An 18,181-nucleotide genomic window follows, 5' to 3' on the forward strand; every position below is an offset into this window, starting at 1 on the left:
GCGTCCGACGGTGGCCGTGAACATCGACATCGACGCCTACGTCAAGGGTGTGCTCGACGGGAAGCGGGCGTTCGTCGCGCGCGCGATCACTCTCGTGGAATCGGTCCGGCCCGACCACCGGGTGCTCGCCCAGCGGTTGCTCGGCGAGTTGCTGCCGCATGCGGGGCGGGCCAGGCGTATCGGGATCAGCGGGGTGCCGGGCGTGGGGAAGTCCACGTTCATCGACGCGCTCGGCACGCTGCTGACGGGCCTGGGGTACCGGGTCGCGGTGCTGGCCGTGGATCCCTCGTCCAGCCGTACGGGCGGGTCGATCCTGGGTGACAAGACCCGGATGGAACGCCTGGCTGTGGACGCGCGGGCCTTTGTACGCCCCTCCCCCACGGCGGGGACCCTGGGCGGGGTGGCCAAGGCGACCCGGGAGTCCGTCGTGGTGATGGAGGCGGCGGGCTACGACGTGGTGCTGGTGGAGACGGTCGGGGTCGGGCAGTCGGAGACTGCGGTCGCCGGCATGGTCGACACCTTCCTGCTGCTCACGCTGGCCCGGACCGGTGACCAGCTCCAGGGCATCAAGAAGGGTGTCCTGGAACTGGCCGACGTGATCGCCGTCAACAAGGCCGACGGCCCCCACGAACGCGACGCCCGCTCCGCGGCACGCGAACTGGCGGGAGCGCTCCGGCTGATGCACCCGGTGGACGCCGCCTGGACTCCTCCGGTGCTGACGTGCAGCGCCAGGGAGTCGACCGGTCTGGACACGCTGTGGGAGCGGCTGGAGCAGCACCGGACGCTCCTGGACTCCACCGGGCGGCTGTCGGCCAAGCGCCGAGAGCAGCAGGTGGAATGGACCTGGACCATGGTCCGTGACGAACTGCTCGACGGTCTGCGTAACCATCCGGCGGTGCGCACGCTCGCCCCGGAGCTCGAACAGCGCGTCCGCGAGGGCGGGTTGACGGCGACCCTGGCCGCCGAAGAGATCCTCCGGGCGTTCCGCGGGACCGGCTGAGGGCGGCTCACACGACGGCCGGGCCTCGCCTCCGGTCGCGATGACGTCGCCTTCGGTGGGGGCGGGCCGGCGGGGCAGGAGCAGGAAGGTCAGCGCCAGCCCCGCCGGGCTCAGCACGGCTCCGGCCGTGCCGGTCCACCGCGGGCCGCCGGCGGCGGCGCCCAGGTTGAAGTCGCCGACGTTGGCGGAGACGGCCAGAGTCGGCGCATCACCCGCGTGACGCAGGATCAGTCCCTGCAGCGGCGCGACGGTGGCGGTGGCGAGCAGTCCCAGCACCAGAACCGCCGCGACGGCGGTGGGCTTCAGCATCACCGCGAACGGCATGCGGATCGGCGAGCTGTCACGACGGACGGGCGTCCACGAGCGTCTTCTGCGCTCCTGCGAGGAGCAGGGCCTCCTCGCCCCGGAGCGTCGCCTCAGCGGGTACCGGGAGTACCGGGAGGAGGTCGTCGGTGCCGTCCGGCGCATCCGCGGGCTCCTGGCCGCGGGGCTCAACACGTCCGCCATCGTCACGATCCTCCCGTGCCTGCGCGAGACCGGTGAGCGGCTGATCCCCGCCTGCCCGGACCTGCTGGCCGACCTCCACCGTGAGCGCGAGCGGATCACCCGGTCGATCACCGACCTGGAGAGGTCGCGCGGCGCTCTCGACGGCGTCATCGCGGCGGCACCGCCCGTGGTCGCCCGGCAGGCGCTCACCGCCGTCGAGGGCTGAATCCCGGCCCTGCCCGGCCCCTTCCCCTCCGCCAGCTTGCATGGTACGGTCCGATCAGCATTCGCGAACGCCCGTATCGGGCGCCGGTGCTTCTCCTCCGCTGTCGCTCCCGTCCCTTCGACGGCTGGCGATCCAGCTTCTCGCACCACCTCTTCCGTCCGGTCCGGGCCTTTTCCGCCCGTCGTACGAGGCGTGATTCCACCGCCTTGCCTTCGCCGGACCTCTCCTGTGCCATGTCCGCGAAAGGACCCACCATGACCAGCACACTCGACCACCCCGTGACCCAGCAGAACCGGCCATTCCGCACCGCGGGTGTCCTCGACACCACGAACAACGGGCACGGCGTCCTGCGCACCGACGGCGGCCACCCTTCCGCCCGGGACATCCAGGTGTCGCCCGCACTGATCCGCCGTCACGGCCTGCGCAGGGGCGACGTCGTCGAAGGGAGCTGCGAGCGGCCTCGCGCGCTCTCCCTCGTCGAGTCGGTCAACGGCCGACCGGCGCACGAGCTCCGGGGCCGTCCGCACTTCCGTGACCTGACTCCGCTGCACCCCAGGGAGCGGCTCCGCCTGGAGACACCGAACGGCGGGCCGGCCCCGCGCATCATCGATCTCGTCTCCCCCGTGGGCAAGGGCCAGCGAGGGCTGATCGTCGCGCCCCCGAAGACCGGCAAGACCGTGCTGCTGCAGCAGATCGCCGCGGCGGTCGCCGTCAACCATCCCGAGTGCCACCTGATGGTGGTCCTCCTGGACGAACGCCCCGAGGAGGTCACCGACATGCGCCGCTCCGTGCGGGGCGAGGTGTACTCGTCCACCTTCGACCGGCCCGCCAAGGAGCACATCGCACTCGCGGAACTCGCCCTGGAACGCGCCAGGCGACTGGTCGAACAGGGCCGGGACGTCGTGGTCCTCCTCGACTCCCTGACCCGGCTGTGCCGCGCCCACAACAACAGCGCCGGTGCGGGCGGACGGACGCTCAGCGGAGGCGTGGACGCGGCGGCGCTCACCGGCCCGAAGAAGCTCTTCGGGGCCGCCCGGCTTGCCGAGGAGGGCGGTTCGCTGACCATCCTGGCGACCGTGCTGGTGGACACCGGCTCGCGCGCCGACGACTACTTCTTCGAGGAGCTCAAGGGCACCGGCAACATGGAGCTGCGCCTCGACCGGGCACTGGCGGACCGCCGGGTGTTCCCCGCCGTCGACATCACCCCCTCCGGCACCCGCCGCGAGGAACTCCTGCAGCCCGCCGCGGAACTGGCCGCCGTACGCGGACTGAGGCGCGCCCTGCGGTCGAGGGACGGGCAGGCCGGGCTCGAAGCGCTGCTCGACCGGATTCGCAGGACCCCCGACAACGGCGCCTTCATCCAGCAGGTCCACCACACCGTGCCCGTCGCGTGACCCCCCGCCGCGCCCTCACGCCGCGCCGGCCGCGTCGGCCCGGCTCCGCGCTGCCGGCCGGGGACGGGCGGGCCGGGGGAGCCGGCCCCGCCCGCCCTGCTCAGCCCGTGGCGCCCAGCGCGTCGGAGACCAGGGACCGGGCCTCGTCCTGGACCCTGGCCAGGTGTCCGGCGCCCTGGAAGCTCTCCGCGTACACCTTGTAGACGTCTTCCGTGCCGGACGGCCGGGCGGCGAACCACGCGCTGTCGGTGCAGACCTTGAGCCCTCCGATCGCGGCGCCGTTGCCCGGCGCCTCGGTGAGTACGGCGGTGATCGGTTCCCCGGCCAGCGTGTCCGCGGTGACCTGTTCCGGAGAGAGCCTGCCCAGCACCGCCTTCTGCTCCCGGGTCGCGGGGGCGTCGATCCGGACGTAGGCCGGATCGCCGAACCGGGCGGTGAGTTCGCCGTAGTGCTGGGAGGGGGTGGAGCCAGTGACGGCGGTGATCTCCGAGGCCAGCAGGGCGAGCAGGATGCCGTCCTTGTCCGTGGTCCACACCCGGCCGTCACGGCGCAGGAAGGACGCTCCGGCTGACTCCTCGCCGCCGAAGCCGAGGGTCCCGCCGAACAGGCCGTCGACGAACCACTTGAAGCCCACGGGGACCTCGACCAGCCGGCGGCCGAGGTCCTCGGCGACCCGGTCGATCATGGAGGAGGAGACCAGGGTCTTCCCGATGCCCGTACCGCCCGGCCAGCCCTCCCGGTGGGAGTAGAGATAGCGGATCGCCACGGCCAGGTAGTGGTTGGGGTTCATGAGTCCGCCGTCGGGCGTGACGATGCCGTGCCGGTCGGCGTCGGCGTCGTTGCCGGTGGCGATGGTGTACGCGTCGCGCTGCTCGATCAGGGAGGCCATGGCGTACGGCGAGGAGCAGTCCATCCGGATCTTCCCGTCCCAGTCCAGCGTCATGAACCGCCAGGTGGGGTCGGCAAGCGGATTGACCACGGTGAGGTCGAGCCGGTGGCGCTCGGCGATCCGGCCCCAGTACCCGACCGAGGCGCCGCCGAGGGGGTCCGCGCCGATCCGGATCCCGGCATCGCGTACGGCGTCGAGGTCGAGGACGGCCGGGAGGTCGTCGACGTAGCCGGTCAGGAAGTCGTGCCGGCCGGTGCTGTCGGCGGCGAGCGCCCGGGCCCAGGGAATCCTCCGGACATCCTTCAGGCCGCCCTCGATCAGGGCGTTGGCCCGGTCCTGGATCCAGGAGGTGGCGTCGGAGCCGGCCGGGCCTCCGTGCGGCGGGTTGTACTTGAACCCGCCGTCGGCGGGCGGATTGTGCGACGGGGTGACGACGATGCCGTCGGCGAGGCCGGCCGTGCGGTCCCGGTTGTAGGTGAGAATCGCGTGCGAGACGGCCGGGGTCGGGGTGTATCCGTCCTCGCTGTCGATCAGCACGGTGGCGCCGTTGGCCGCCAGGACCTCGACGGCCGTGATCCGGGCGGGCTCGGAGAGCGCATGGGTGTCGGCACCCAGGAACAGCGGCCCGTCGGTGCCCTGCCGGGCGCGGTAGTCGCAGATGGCCTGGGTGGTGGCGGCGATGTGGTCATCGTTGAAGGCGGCCGCGAGCGCCGATCCGCGGTGGCCCGAGGTTCCGAACGCCACACGCTGGCCGGGCTCGGCCGGGTCGGGGTGCACCGTGTAATAGGCCGTCACCAGCCGTGCCACGTCCACCAGGTCTCCGGGCTGCGCCGGCTGACCGGCCCGTTCGTGAACCATCGGATCTCCTCGTCCTCATCGGCCGCTCGCGGACCGCCACCGTCGGACGATCATCACGAGTCGTACCCGATACTGCCTCCTCGGTGGCGCTCCCGGGTACAGGGCCCGGGCCGACGGCACATCCGGAACACGGCGGACCTCGGGGCCGATGACGCGTGACGGGCCGGTCCGCAGGGAAAGCACACCGAGTGGCGGGCGGGCCGGGAAATACCGCACCCGAACGGCGGAAAGGCTGCGGCAGGAATTCCTGAGCGCAGCTGGACGTCAAATACGGCACATTACTGCCGGGGGCATCCGGGGCCCTGGGATACGGGCGGGCCGTGGGGCACCGGCCATCATGCGGCACGGCTGCGGAGAAAGCCGTCCACGCCTGCCTGACACGCCGCAGGACACGGGTATCCGGTGGTCGGAGGCCCGGCCGCGGGCAATCCATGAGGACACGAACGCGAGTCCTGCGTGTATTCCCAGGCACGGTCTGCCACAGTGCATTTCGGTTTTACCTACTGATCTCCGCCGCCCTATTCCTTGCCGCCGGTGTATTTCCGAACCGGCTCTTCAAGGCTTGCGAAAGAGAGCCGTGCGTGCTGCAGAAGAGTTGCACCGATGAAAGTCGTCTGACCGTCCTTCACCTGGTCCAGCCGGTGGAGGGAGGAGTCGCGCGGGTCGTCACCGACCTCGTCGCGGCGCAGGTCCGCGCAGGGCTGCGGCCCGTCGTGGCCTGCCCTCCGGACGGACCACTGGCGGCCGGGGCAGCAACGGCCGGAGCCCGGGTGTGCGCCTGGCCGGCGGACCGCGCGCCCGGCCCGAGGCTGGGCCGCGAGGTCTTCACCGCGGGCCGCCTCGTCCGGGCCTGCGCTCCCGACGTGATCCACGCCCACAGCGCCAAGGCGGGACTCGCCGGGCGGCTGGCCGTGCGCGGTGCGGTTCCGACGGTGTTCCAGCCGCACGCCTGGTCGTTCGAGGCCATGGAAGGCAGGGCGGCGGGGCTGGCCGCGGCGTGGGAGCGGTTCGGGGCGCGGTGGAGCGACCGCATCCTCTGCGTCAGTGAGTCGGAACGCCGGACCGGGCAGCGCGCGGGCATCACGGCACGCTGGTCGGTGATCCACAACGGCATCGACCTCGGCCGCTTCCGGCCCCCCGGCGGGGACGCCGCGGCGTCGGCCCGGGCCTCGCTCCCGCTGCCCGGCGGGATCCCGGCCGATGCGCCGCTCGTCGTGTGTGTCGGCCGTCTGAGCCGGCAGAAGGGCCAGGACGTGCTGTTGCGGGCCTGGCGGTCGGCGGATGTCGGCGACGCCCGGCTGGTCCTGGTCGGCGACGGGCCCTACGGGGACGAACTGCGGCGCGCGGCACCTCCCGGCGTGCTGTTCACCGGCCCCAGCACGGACGTGCGGCCCTGGATCCACGCCGCGGACCTGCTGGTTCTCCCCTCGCGCTGGGAGGGGATGGCGCTGGCCCCCCTCGAAGCCATGGCCTGCGGCACCCCCGTGCTGCTGACCGACGTGGACGGGGCCAGGGAGAGCCTGCCACCCGGACACCTGCCCCACTGCCTCGTGCCGCCCGAGGACCCCGCGGCCCTGGCGGCCGCGCTGACCGCGCTGCTGGGCGACCCGGCGCTGCGGGCGGAGCTCGGCCGCACGGCGCAGAGCCGCACCCGGTCGGTCTTCGACGTGACGAGGACCGCCGGAGCGGTCCTGCGCCTCTACCAGGAACTTGTCGGCCAGTCCCGCCCCATGACGAGGAAGCGCACCGAGCGATGACGACGGAGAGTGCACCTGCCCCCCGAGCCGCCCAGGCAACTGCCGTACGGCGTGCGGCTTCCGCGATCCGGCCACCGCGCAGCGGCCAGGAGGACTCCCCGGCACCACGGGCTTCCGGGGAAGTCGCGCGCCGACGTGCCCCGGCGGCGCTCATGGTCTGCGACGCGCTCGCGCTCGGCCTGGCCGTGGCGCTGGTCGCGCCCGGATCCTGGCCGCCGGTCGTCGTCCTGCTGCAGGCCGCCGTCCAGTTGCTCCTCCACACCTACCGGGGCCTCTACCGCAGCGGGCTGTCCCCCTCCGCCCTGGCGGAGCTGCCCGCGATGGCCGGACTGGCGGCGGTGCAGTGGTACGTCGTCGCCGAGGCGGTCTCCGTACACGACCCGCGCCTCACCGCAGGCTGGGTGGCGCTCGGCTGCGCGGCGGGCGTCCAGATCCTCGCGAGTTGCGGAGCGCGGGCCCTCGTCCACCGGGCGCGGCTGTGGTCGGCGGCACGCCATCCGCAGTCCACCCTGGTGGTCGGCGACGGCCCGCTGGCCGACCGGGTGGTCGCCGTTCTCCAGGATCACCCGCGGTACGGGATGCGTCCGGTCGGCAGGATCGTGGGCGCCGGCGCCGATCCGGACGAGGGCGTGGACCCGCCGGCCGGCGAAGCGCCCCTGCCCGTCCTCGCGTCGGCGCAGGACGCGGGCCGTGCGGTGGTGCAGAACTGCGTGCGGCACGCCGTCTTCACGGTCCCGCCCGAGCACGTGTCCGACGGGGAGGAACTCTTCGCCCTTTTCGCACGGCACGGGTGCCGTGTGTGGCTGATCACCGACCAGGGCACCGTCGCACGGTGCCGGACCGTGCCCCGGCCGGACCATGTGTGGGGTTTCGCGGCCTACGCGCTGCACGCCGGCCCGGCCCGGCCGGTGGCCCACCGGGTGAAGCGGGGCATGGACGCCGTCCTGGCCGCGCTCGCCCTGGTCGCGGCGTCCCCGGTCCTGGCGGCCTGCGCACTCGCCGTCCGTGTGTGTGACGGACCGGGCGTCATCTTCCGCCAGGAGCGCATCGGTGAGTCCGGGCGTCCGTTCGTCCTGCTGAAGTTCCGGACCCTGCGCCCGGCCGACGAGCACGAGTCGGCCACCCGGTGGAACGTGTCGGCGGACGGGCGCATGAGCCGCGCCGGGAAACTGCTGCGCAGGACCTCGCTCGACGAGCTTCCGCAGCTGTGGAACGTCGTGCGCGGCGACATGAGCCTGGTCGGGCCCCGCCCCGAACGCCCCTACTTCGTACAACAGTTCAGCCGGATGCACCCGGGGTACCGGATGCGGCACCGGATGCCCGTCGGCATCACCGGTCTGGCCCAGGTGCACGGGTTGCGGGGGGACACCTCGATCGAGGACCGCGCCAGGTTCGACAACCGGTACATCGAGACGTGGTCGCTGTGGCAGGACCTGTGCGTGCTGGCGCGCACGGCCGGCTCGGTGTTCCGGCTCGGAGGCAGCTGAACCGTGACCCTCACCATGACCGCGGCGCCCGCCGTACCGACCGCCCGCCAGGAGGCGCCCCCTCCCGGATGGGGCCGCCGGTGGCCCCTTCTGCCGCTGATCGCGGCGGTCCTGCTCGTAGCCGTGCCGGGCGACGAGGGCGGGGCCGGCGCCCTGTTCGGGGTGCCGGCCGCCGATCTCCTGTCGGGAGTGGCCGTCCTCGTCTGCGCGGGCGTCCTGCTGTTCCTGCGGCGACGTCCGCTCACCCCCGCGGCCGCGCTCGTGCTGGGGCTGCCGGCGGTGGGCCTGGCGGTGGCCACGGTCACCGCCGCGGACCCGATGGCGGCCCTGCCGGGTTTCGTGCGGTATCTGCAGATCTTCGTCCTGGTGCCGGCAGCCGTGCTCCTCCTGGTCCGGGACGCCCAGGACTTCCGGACCGTCGCGGGCGCGCTCGTCCTGCTGGGCGTCGTCGAGGGAGCGACCGGCGTCCACCAGTACCTCACGGGCTCCGGAGCCTCGTACATGGGTGAGGAGATCCGCGCCGTCGGCACGTTCGGCCCCGGCGACGTGATGGGGATGGCCACGGTCGTCGGCTACGGACTCATCGCGGCTGCCGCGTTCGCGTTCCGTCCCCCTGCCGGAACACCCCGGCGTCTGAGGGTCTGGGCTCCGGTGACCGCCGCGCTGCTGGTCGTCCCGCTCACGCTGTCCTTCAGCCGCGGGGCGTGGATCGCGACGGCGGCGGGGGCTCTCGCCGTGATCGCGCTGACCGGGCTCCGGCAGGCCGTCCGCGCCCTGGCGGTGCTGGGAGCGGCCGGAGTCGTGCTCGTCGGCGGATTCGGCGTCGGGTCCGAGATGATCTCGCAGCGCCTCACCAGCATCACCGAGGTGACCAGCGCGCCCGACCGTTCCGTCAACGACCGCTACACCATGTGGGCCGCCGCGGCGGGCATGTGGCGCGAGCAGCCCGCCACGGGCGTGGGTCTGAAGGGCTTTCCGGCCCACCGGGACGGGCACGCCTCGATCGGGCTCTCCTCCGGCAGCGACACGGCGGGCGCCGGGCAGGAGTTCCGCAAGCAGCCGCTGCTCTCCCCCCACAACATGTATCTGCTCGTCCTGAGCGAACAGGGACTCGTCGGGTTCACCGTGCTGGTGGGCTCCTGGGCGGCGCTCCTGGTGGCAGGGGTGCGCCGGCTCGTGCTCTCACGGGCACGGGGCGCAGCGGCCGTCGACTGCGGTCTCGCCGCGGTCGGGCTGATGACCTGGCAGACGGTCGACTTCCTCTACGCGGACATCGGCGGCCCCTCCACCGTCCTGACGGGCGTGGTCCTCGGCCTCGCCGCGTGGTGGGCCCTGGCCCGACCGGAGAGGACGAACACCGCGTGAGCGGGACCGCCACGGGGCAGGCCGTGGAGGAGGCCGCCGCGGGGACGTCAACGCCCGACGCTCCCGTACGGCCCGGGCGCTTCCTGGTCCGGGCGGCGGGCGGCGCGGCCGGACTGACCGTGGTCGCCGCCCTGCTGGGGCTCGTCCGGGACCAGGCCATCGCCCGGCTCTTCGGCGCCAGCCATGCCAGCGACGCCTTCCTGATCGCCTGGACCGTCCCGGAGATGGCGGCCACGCTGCTGATCGAGGACGGTATGGCGCTGCTGCTCGTGCCGGCGTTCAGCCTGGCGCTCACCCGGCGTGCCGAGGACGGCCACGCACAGGATCCGGTGCGTGCGCTGGTGGCCGATACCCTTCCGCGGCTGTTCGCCGCGCTGGCCTGCGCGGGCGGCCTGCTCGTCTGGAGCGCCCCCTGGGCCGTCGGTGTCCTGGCCCCGGGACTGGACGATCCGCGGCTCGCGGTGGAGTGCACACGCCTGACGGCCGTCACGGTGCTCACCTTCGGCATCACCGGGTACTTCAGCGCGGCGCTGCGGGCCCACGGCCGCTTCCTCGCACCGGCCGGCGTCTACATCGCGTACAACATCGGCATCATCGGCATGACCCTGGCCCTGCACTCCCTCTGGGGGGTGCGCGCTGCGGCCGCGGGGGTCGCGGTCGGCAGTCTGCTGATGGTCCTCACCCTGCTGCCCACGTTCCTGCGGCTGGTGCCCCGGGGGCGCGGGAAGCGGGCGGCCCGGGAGCACGGTTCGGCCCTGCTGGGTGCCGCGGTCCTCGCGCCGGTCGTCCTGTTCGTGGTGAGCCGTCAGTCGCAGGTCTTCGTCGAGCGGTTCCTCGCCTCGTCGCTGCCGGACGGGGCCATCTCGCACCTCAACTACGCGCAGAAGGTCGCGCAGCTGCCGATGGTGCTGTCCATGATGATCTGCACGGTGACCTTTCCGGTCGTCGCCCGGGCCATGGCGGCCGGGGACGGTGAGGGCGCCCGGCGGAGGGTGGAGCGCGATCTCGCCCTGGCGGGGACCGTGGTGCTGCTGGGCGCGGCGGCCGTACTCGGCTGCACGCACCCGATCGTCGAAGTCCTCTTCCAGCGCGGCGCCTTCGACGCGGCGGACACGGCCGCCACCGCCGGTGTGATGCGGGTGTACGCGCTGGGCCTGCTCGGCCACACGCTGGTCGGAGCCCTGTGCCGGCCCTTCTTCTCGGCCGGCCGGCCCACCTGGTACCCGCTGGGCGCGATGGGTGCCGGGCTCCTGGTCACGACCGTGGCGGGTCTGTTCCTGACCGGCCCGTTCGGCGTCGACGGCATCGCCGCCGCCAACGCCCTCGGCATCAGCACGGCAGCCCTGCTGATGCTTCTGGGGCTGGGCTCACGGGCGGTCGCCGTCCGGACCGGCGCCGTCGTCCTGTCCCTGGCCCGTCCGGCCGCCGCGGCGGCGGTCGCCGCCACCGCCTGCCGGCTGGTCACGGACCTGGTGCCGGGACCGTCGGCGGCTCTCGCGGCCGGCTGCCTCACCGCCCCCGTCGCCTTCGTCCTCACCGGGCTCGCGCTCCGAGCACCCGAAGTCGTACATCTGCTGGCACTCATCCGACAGAGGTTCCCCCATGGCCGCTGACACCTCACCGCCTCGTGCCCGTACCTTCCCTCCCCGGTCACGGCCCTGGATCCTGACCTACCACTCGGTCAGCGATCCCACCGACGACCCCTACGGCATCACCGTCTCCGCCGACCGTCTGGACGAGCAGCTGACCTGGCTCCGGCGCCGGGGGCTCACCGGCGTGGGGATCGCTGCGCTGCTGCGCGCGCGGGCCGCCGGACGGCGCGGACTCGTCGGCCTGACCTTCGACGACGGGTACGCCGACTTCCTCGACGAGGCGCTCCCGGTGCTGCTCGCGCACGGCTGCACCGCCACGGTGTTCGTCCTGCCCGGCCGTCCCGGCGGCTCCAACTCCTGGGATCCGCTCGGCCCGCGCAGACCGCTGCTGACCGAGGAGGGCATCCGCACCGTCGCCGCGGCGGGCATGGAGGTCGGGTCGCACGGCATGCTCCACCGGGATCTGACGGCGTTGTCCGACGACGAACTGCGCCATGAGACGCACGCCAGCCGGGACGCGCTGCACCGCATCGTCCGCCAGGCACCGTCCGGATTCTGCTACCCGTACGGGACGGCCGACCGGCGGGTCGCCGCATCCGTCCGGGACGCCGGATACGCCTACGGGTGCGCGCTCGTCCCCGGCGCGCTGACGGGACCGCTCGCCCTCCCGCGCACGCACGTCAGTCACGCCGACCGGGGTGCGCGCCTGCGTGCCAAGGAGGTACGGCACCGGCTTCGGTACCGCTCCGCCGGGACGGGTGAGGCCGGGTGAGGGCGCTCCACGTCATCACCGGCCTCGGTGTCGGCGGGGCCGAGCAGCAGCTGCGTCTGCTGCTGCGTCATCTGCCGGTGCGGTGCGACGTCGTGACGCTCACCAACCCGGGGGCGGTGGCGGAGGGGCTGCGCGCCGACGGCGTCCGCGTCCGGGACCTGGGGATGCGGAGCAACCGGGACCTGGGCGCCGTGCCCAGGCTCGCCCGGCTCATCCGCCGCGGCTCGTACGACCTCGTGCACACGCACCTCTACCGGGCCTGCGTCTACGGCCGGATCGCGGCACGCCTGGCCGGGACCACGGTGGTATCGACGGAACACTCCCTGGGGCGTGCGGAGATCGAGGGACGGCCGCTGACCCGCGGCACCCGGGAGCTCTACCTGCGCACCGAGCGGCTGGGGGCGGCGACGGTCGCCGTCTCCGACACCGTCGCCGGCAGGCTGCGCGCCTGGGGTGTGCCGGCCGCCCGGATCCACACCGTGCCCAACGGCATCGATGTGACCGCCTTCCGCTTCGACGAGGAGCGACGGCGCTCCACCCGGGCGCTGCTCGGCCTGCCCGACACGGCGTTCGTGGTGGGAGGCGTGGGCAGGCTGGTTCCCGGGAAACGCTTCGACCTGCTGATCCGCGCCGTCGCCGACCTCCCCGGGGCGTGGCTCGTCCTGGCCGGGGACGGGCCCGAGAGCGTGGCGCTGCACGCCCTCGCCGCCCGGCTCGGCGTCACCGGCCGGATCCGTTTCCTCGGGGAGTGCGGTGCCCCGGGGGCCGCTCCGGACATCCCCGAGGTGCTGAGCGCGGTCGACACGTTCGTCTCGGCGTCGCGCGAGGAGTCCTTCGGACTTGCCGTGGTCGAGGCCCTGGCCGCGGGACTGCCCGTGGTGCACGCGGCCTGCCCCGCCATCGAGGACCTTCCCGCGGGCCGTGTGCCCGGCACCACCCGTCTCGGTTCCGCCACGGCGGATCCCGCGGCGGAGCTGACGGCCGCGCTGCGGCACCGCATGGACAGCGGGGCGCGCAGGCTGCCGCCCCCTTCCGCCGTCGACCACTACGACATCCGGCTCAGCAGCCGGCGCCTCATGGACGTCTACGCACAGGCCGTCGACACCGCCACCGTCACCCCGACCGAGAGAGCACACCCATGACCGAGTCGCCCGAGCAGAATCCGGCCGTCCCCGGACGGTTCCGCAGGCTGCGCCCCGCATCCGTACGGCCCACCTGGTGGCCCCTGCCCGCCTGTGTCCTGGTCGGAGCCGCCTGCGGATTCTCGTACGGCATGCTCGCCACGCCCGAGTACGCGGCCACCAGTTACGCCATGGTCACCGCCGGCAAGGACATCGATCCGGCCGCGGCGCTGGGGTACGCGCAGTCGTACGGCCGGCTGGCCACCAGTGACGCCACGCTCACCTACGCCAGGGGCGCCGCAGGGGAGCCGGTGCGTGAACTGCGCACCCACGTGCGCTCCGAGACCTCCCCGGACTCGCCGATGATCGCGGTCACCGGCACGTCGGCGGACCGGGACCGTGCGGCGGACATCGCCAACGCGGTGGCCGAGGCCGTGGTCGTGAGCAGCGGGCACGTCTCGAAGGAGACCGGGGTGAAGCTGATCAAGTTCTCCCACGCCGTGCCGCCCGTCGATCCCGTGTCCCCCTCGACGCCGCTCGGCACGGCCGTAGGCGCGAGCGCGGGCGGGCTTCTCGGCGGGCTGATCCTGCTCGTCCGCCCCCGCCCCGCACGCCGGGACGTCACGGCGCAGGTTCCGGGTCCGTCCCAGGGCGGTTCCGCCGACGACCGGGAGCTCGTGCGATGAACACCGATCGTCGTGGGCGGCTCGCGGTCACCCTCTGCCGTGATCTGGCGGACTTCGCGGACCTCGCCGCGGAGTGGGACGCGCTGCACCGTCGCTGCCCCACCGCCACACCGTTCCAGAGCCATGCGTGGCTGCACTCGTGGTGGCTCTCCTACGGCGTCTCCGGCCGCCTCCGGGTCCTCCTGGCGCGCCGGGACGGACGGCTGATCGGTGCGGCGCCGCTGATGCTCGTGCACCGGCCGATGCCGCTGCTCGTCCCGATGGGCGGGGCGATCTCCGACTTCTTCGACATCCTGGTGGACGGCGAGGACGCCGAAGCGGCGGTCACCGCACTGGAGCGCGGCCTGGACCGGGCGGCCGCGCACACGGTCGTGGACCTGCGTGAGGTACGGCCGGGCGCATCGGCGAACCTGCTGTTCGAGGCGTGGCCGGGGGCCCGGAGCAGCCTCACGGACTCGACCTGCATGGAGCTGCCCGCCGAACCGATCGACGTCCTGATCGGCAGGATGACCGGTTCGCGTGCACAGCGGGCCCGGGCCAAGCTGCGCAGGATCGACACGCTGGGCATCGAGTGCCGCCCCGCGCCCGTCCACCGGGTGCCGGGTGCGATCGGCAACCTGCTGCGGCTTCACGAACTCCAGTGGCTCGGCAGAGGGGTCAATCCGGAGCACCTGCGGCCCCGCTTCTGCGCCCATCTGGTGCGCTCCACCCGCCGGATGGTGCGCGACGGCGAGGCCTCGGTCAGGGAGTTCGTGCTCGACGGTGAGGTGGTCGCGGCCGATGTGTCGTACCGGTCGGCGCGGTTGACCGGTGGATACCTCTACGGCGCCGACCCCCGGCTCAGGGAGAGGAAGGTGGACGTCTCCTCGCTGCTGCTCCGTGAGATCGCGCGGGAGGCCGGGAATCTGGACCGCGGAGTGCTGAGTCTGCTGCGCGGCTCGGAACAGTACAAGAACAGCTGGGGTCCGGTGCCGGTCGTCAATCAGCGTCTGCTGCTGTCCCGTTCGTCGCTCGAACCGTTGCTGAGGCTGCGCGAGGCGCAGGTGGCGGTGCGGGAGCGGGCGGCCGACAGCGTGAAGTCCCGTTTCCCCGGGGCACGGGACTGGCGCGGCAGGCTGAGCGAGCTGCCGGCGGCCGGGCTTGCCTTCATCGGCCGGAGTTGAGCCAGGATGATGACTTTTGCGGCGATCCGTTACCGTCTGTCGACTCCCGCGTTGTCCAGGCATAACGGCCGCAGCTCGGCGGCCGGGTCCGAACTTCTCAAGGAGAACTGATGTCGCGTATCTCGAAGGTGGCCGCTGTCATGGCTGGTACCGGTGCCCTGGTCGCCGGCGGCGCCGGCATGGCCACGGCCGACGCCGGTGCGGGGGCCGTCGCGGCCCACTCCCCCGGTGTCCTTTCGGGCAACGTGGTCCAGGTGCCCGTCCACGTCCCGGTCAACGTGTGCGGCAACACGGTGAACGTGATCGCCCTGCTGAACCCGGCCTTCGGCAACACCTGCGCGAACGTGTCGGACAGCCACGAGGAGGTCCACGAGGACAGCCACGACGACAAGGGTGAGTACGGCTACGGCCACTGATCTCCCCGCGGCGCCTTCCGGGCCTCCCCTCCCCGCCTCCTGGCGGGGAGGGGAGGCCCGGTCCGCTCCCGGGGACGGCCGCACTGCTCAGACGTACCGGTAGAGCCGGGAGTGGTCCATGAGCTGTGAGGGCGGGACGTCCCAGGGCGGCATGGGCCGGTCGAACGGGAAGATCCGCTCCTGCTGCGGGTCGTCGGCGGGGAGCGCGCGGGCCGGCAGGTAGCGGGAGCGTGGATGTGCCTTCTGCCAGCGCGCCCAGAGCAGGTCGATGTACGCGTGATGCAGCCAGAAGACAGGGTCGTCGGGCGACGCCGCACCGGCCATCGACCCGCCGATCCAGCGGTGCACCCGGTTGTGGTTGGCCACCCCCCTGCCGCCTCTGATGCCCCAGCCCTCGATCCTGTTCCGGAAGCCCGTCGTGCTGACGCTGTTCCAGGGCGCCGCGTCGTAGACGGGGTCCTTCAGCGCACGCTCCACCTCCGCGGCACCGGGCAGTGTCACGGGAGAGGAGGGCCGGCCGAAGTTGCGCCGCAGGAAGGGGTCGTCGGTGACCCCGCCCCGGATCCGCCAGTTCCCCTGCCGGTAGGCGAACGGCCCGGTCATGACCTGCCGGTCGCCGGGCCTGCCGTTGCCGCCGAGGAAACCGTCCGCCCAGAGCGAGGCGCTCGCCGTGCTGTCCCGGGTCCAGTCCCAGTACGGGATCGACACGCGGGGGTCGACGGCCTGCAGCGCCTGCTCGAACTCCAGCAGGTATCTGCGGTGCCAGGGGAAGAAGGAGGGGGTCATGTGGGCGGGGCGTGGCCTGCTCTCGGCGTCGGTGACGTAGAACTCCCGGTGCAGAGCGACGAAGTCGTCGTACCGTCCCGAACGCTTGAGCTCCAGGATCGCGTCGACCAGTCGTCTCTTCTCCGTGCGCGTGAGATCGCGCTGATTCTTGCGGCTGTGCATGCGTGCTCGTCCTCGGGTCTCAGATGGTGTGCGGGGAGACGGCGGACAGCTGGGCGGTGCCGAGTTCGTCGACCGCCGCGCGCGCCGTCTCCAGGAGGGTCGGGAACGACTCGTAGTGGTTGACCGTGCTGAGGTAGCTGCCGTCGGCGCGCCGCATCACGTGCAGGGTCCGCCCGTCGACACGGACGTCGATCCCGGGCACCGCGGCGGCGGGGCCGGCGCCGGGCAGGGACCCGGCCGCCACGAGGGGCGTGGCCGTGCCCCGGATCCGGCGGCCCTTGTACAGCTCGGCGAACCGCTCCGGGCCCACGGCGTCGCGTTCCGGGGCGGATCCCGGGGCCGCCGGGTCTTCGAGGAGGACCGGGGCGAGCGCGCCGCCGGTGCCGGCGATCACGGCCGCGGTGAAGACGGTGCGCAGCACCGCGCGGCGGACCGGGCGGTGGGCGCCGTCCGGTTCCGTGCTCGTGTCGGTGGTCGGATTCATGGTGGTGTACCTCCTTCTCGTCACTCCTGCGGGGTATCTCGTTCGAGTGGGCAACGAGACGGGGCGCGAACGGTTCTCGTCCGCCGGGCATCGGGCGACCGTGGGAATTCTCCGGCCCGCCCGGCCGTGTCGGCGGCCGGGCGAGGCCCGTCGGGCCAGCATGGCGGTCCGAACCCCCGGAGGTTGTGAATGAACGCGCCGACACAGGTGTCAACGGACCGCGTGCGAGGGACGGCGGTGGCCGATCTCGCCGACCCCGCGTTCTGGCGGCTGCCACGGTCCGAACGGCTGTCCGCGTTCGCCCGGCTGCGGGAGCTCGGAGCGCCGGTCCGCTTCACCCCCCGTACGGGGCCGCGCACGCCGTTCCACGCACTGGTGACCCACGCGGACGTGAAGGCGGCCAGCCGGCAGCCACAGCTCTTCGCCAGCGCGCCCGGTGTCACCACCCCCGAACCCGCTCCCTGGGCCAAGGCGGTCTTCGGCAACTCCATGGTCAACATGGACGGCGCCGAGCACGCCGGGCTGCGCAGGACCATCTCCCGCGCCTTCACCCCGAGGCTCCTCGCCGCGGCCGAGGAGAACATCGGCGCCGTCGCCCGGCGGCTGGTGGACGAGATGATCGCCGAGGGTCCCGGGGACTTCATGCGTGCGGCTCCCTCCCGTATGCCGTTCGAGGTCATCTGCGACCTGATGGGCATCCCCGCACGGCATCGCGCCGGCATCGCCGCGCGCATCGACCACGCGTCCGAGTACGTCGGGGTGCAGAGGCGTGGGCGCGCCCGGCTCCGGGTCCCGGGGCGCGGTCTGCGTTCCCTGGCCCGGATGCAGCTGGAGATGGCGGGCATCGCCCGCGAGCGGCGCCGCGCCCCGGCGGACGACGTGATCTCCGCACTCGTCCGCGCGGACGTCGGCGGGCAGGCCCTGTCCTCGCGTCAGCTCGGGGCGTTCTTCTCCCTGCTGCTCGTCGCCGGTGTGGAGACCACCCGGAACGCGATCGCCCACGGGATGGTCCTGCTGAGCGCGCATCCGGAGCAGCGGGCGCTGCTGGAATCCGACTTCGACCGCCATGCCGACGGCGCGGTCGACGAGATCGTGCGCCATTCGACGCCGATCATCCAGTTCCGTCGGACCGTGGCAGCCGAATGCACGCTGGGCGGGCACACCTTTCTGCCCGGGGAAAAGGTCGTGCTGCTCTACGCGTCCGCGAACCGGGACGCATCCGTCTTCGGCGACCCCGATGTCTTCGACATCACCCGCTCACCCAATCCGCACCTCGGATACGGCGGCGGAGGACCGCACCACTGCCTGGGGGCGCACCTTGCGAAGCTGGAGATGAAGGCCCTGTTCAGGGAGATGCTCACGCGGCTGGACGGCGTACGGACATCGGGCGGACCGGGGCTGGTCGATTCGAATTTCGACAACCGGGTCGGTTCACTTCCCTTCACCTTCGAAACGGGTCACCCGAACGGCCCGCTCTGAAACCCGGCGTGTCGCGAATGGTCTATTCACGGGCAGTCCCCCAGCCCATTGTTGAATG

The 18,181-nt window shown here is 72.9% G+C and carries 16 protein-coding genes; 13 read left to right on the forward strand and 3 right to left on the reverse strand.

Translation table 11 applies throughout. From position 1 onward, the window contains the following. The first annotated feature begins 10 nt into the window (after window positions 1-10). From meaB to rho, 3 genes are all read left to right on the forward strand, one after another. Window positions 11-1,000, forward strand: a complete 990-nt coding sequence (meaB, locus tag B9S57_RS09935; protein WP_103515163.1) for a methylmalonyl Co-A mutase-associated GTPase MeaB — start codon at window positions 11-13, stop codon at window positions 998-1,000. A gap of 322 nt (window positions 1,001-1,322) precedes the next feature. After that, a complete protein-coding gene (locus B9S57_RS09945) occupies window positions 1,323-1,712 on the forward strand; it encodes a MerR family transcriptional regulator (RefSeq protein ID WP_103515292.1) in 390 nt (129 codons plus the stop codon). 254 nt (window positions 1,713-1,966) lie between these two features. Beyond that, window positions 1,967-3,106 carry a transcription termination factor Rho gene (gene rho, locus B9S57_RS09950; protein ID WP_219818558.1) on the forward strand — a complete coding sequence of 380 codons (1,140 nt, stop codon included), beginning with the start codon at window positions 1,967-1,969 and terminating at the stop codon, window positions 3,104-3,106. 100 nt (window positions 3,107-3,206) lie between these two features. On the opposite strand, the gene pgm is transcribed toward rho, so the two are convergent. Then, window positions 3,207-4,853, reverse strand: a complete 1,647-nt coding sequence (gene pgm, locus B9S57_RS09955; protein ID WP_103515165.1) for a phosphoglucomutase (alpha-D-glucose-1,6-bisphosphate-dependent) — start codon at window positions 4,851-4,853, stop codon at window positions 3,207-3,209. A 581-nt stretch (window positions 4,854-5,434) separates the two neighbouring features. On the opposite strand from pgm, the gene B9S57_RS09960 reads away from it, so the two are divergent. From B9S57_RS09960 to B9S57_RS10000, 9 genes are all read left to right on the forward strand, one after another. Continuing rightward, a complete protein-coding gene (locus tag B9S57_RS09960; RefSeq protein ID WP_103515166.1) occupies window positions 5,435-6,610 on the forward strand; it encodes a glycosyltransferase family 4 protein in 1,176 nt (391 codons plus the stop codon). After that, window positions 6,607-8,097 (forward strand): sugar transferase, encoded by a 1,491-nt coding sequence (locus tag B9S57_RS09965; protein ID WP_103515167.1) that lies wholly within the window; start codon window positions 6,607-6,609, stop codon window positions 8,095-8,097. Before B9S57_RS09960 ends, B9S57_RS09965 begins: the two co-directional genes overlap by 4 nt. A 15-nt stretch (window positions 8,098-8,112) precedes the next feature. Continuing rightward, window positions 8,113-9,462: an O-antigen ligase family protein gene (locus B9S57_RS09970; RefSeq protein ID WP_181011303.1), complete on the forward strand. Its 1,350-nt coding sequence runs from the start codon at window positions 8,113-8,115 to the stop codon at window positions 9,460-9,462. Continuing rightward, entirely contained in the window at window positions 9,459-11,075 is a 1,617-nt protein-coding gene (locus B9S57_RS09975; protein WP_103515169.1) for a lipid II flippase MurJ, read from the forward strand. Before B9S57_RS09970 ends, B9S57_RS09975 begins: the two co-directional genes overlap by 4 nt. Continuing rightward, window positions 11,065-11,826, forward strand: a complete 762-nt coding sequence (locus B9S57_RS09980) for a polysaccharide deacetylase family protein (protein WP_103515170.1) — start codon at window positions 11,065-11,067, stop codon at window positions 11,824-11,826. Before B9S57_RS09975 ends, B9S57_RS09980 begins: the two co-directional genes overlap by 11 nt. Beyond that, complete coding sequence (locus B9S57_RS09985) at window positions 11,823-12,968, forward strand: glycosyltransferase (protein WP_103515171.1); 1,146 nt, start codon at window positions 11,823-11,825, stop codon at window positions 12,966-12,968. Before B9S57_RS09980 ends, B9S57_RS09985 begins: the two co-directional genes overlap by 4 nt. Continuing rightward, complete coding sequence (locus tag B9S57_RS09990) at window positions 12,965-13,633, forward strand: lipopolysaccharide biosynthesis protein (RefSeq protein ID WP_103515172.1); 669 nt, start codon at window positions 12,965-12,967, stop codon at window positions 13,631-13,633. Before B9S57_RS09985 ends, B9S57_RS09990 begins: the two co-directional genes overlap by 4 nt. Then, window positions 13,630-14,796, forward strand: a complete 1,167-nt coding sequence (locus B9S57_RS09995; protein WP_103515173.1) for a GNAT family N-acetyltransferase — start codon at window positions 13,630-13,632, stop codon at window positions 14,794-14,796. The genes B9S57_RS09990 and B9S57_RS09995 overlap by 4 nt, the downstream gene beginning before the upstream one ends. A 110-nt stretch (window positions 14,797-14,906) precedes the next feature. Continuing rightward, a complete protein-coding gene (locus tag B9S57_RS10000) occupies window positions 14,907-15,212 on the forward strand; it encodes a chaplin (protein ID WP_103515174.1) in 306 nt (101 codons plus the stop codon). Window positions 15,213-15,299: 87 nt separating this feature from the next. On the opposite strand, the gene B9S57_RS10005 is transcribed toward B9S57_RS10000, so the two are convergent. Together B9S57_RS10005 and B9S57_RS10010 are read right to left on the reverse strand one after the other, a co-directional pair. Next, the gene (locus tag B9S57_RS10005; protein ID WP_103515175.1) at window positions 15,300-16,160 is read right to left on the reverse strand and encodes a tyrosinase family protein; all 861 of its coding nucleotides are present in this window, start codon (window positions 16,158-16,160) and stop codon (window positions 15,300-15,302) included. 19 nt (window positions 16,161-16,179) lie between these two features. Next, the gene (locus B9S57_RS10010; RefSeq protein WP_103515176.1) at window positions 16,180-16,644 is read right to left on the reverse strand and encodes a tyrosinase family oxidase copper chaperone; all 465 of its coding nucleotides are present in this window, start codon (window positions 16,642-16,644) and stop codon (window positions 16,180-16,182) included. Window positions 16,645-16,833: 189 nt separating this feature from the next. Between B9S57_RS10010 and B9S57_RS10015 the strand changes: the two genes are divergently transcribed. Then, window positions 16,834-18,123, forward strand: a complete 1,290-nt coding sequence (locus B9S57_RS10015; protein WP_103515177.1) for a cytochrome P450 — start codon at window positions 16,834-16,836, stop codon at window positions 18,121-18,123. The last annotated feature ends 58 nt before the right edge of the window (window positions 18,124-18,181 follow it).

Source organism: Streptomyces sp. SM10 (genome assembly GCF_002910915.1).
Lineage (GTDB): Bacteria > Actinomycetota > Actinomycetes > Streptomycetales > Streptomycetaceae > Streptomyces.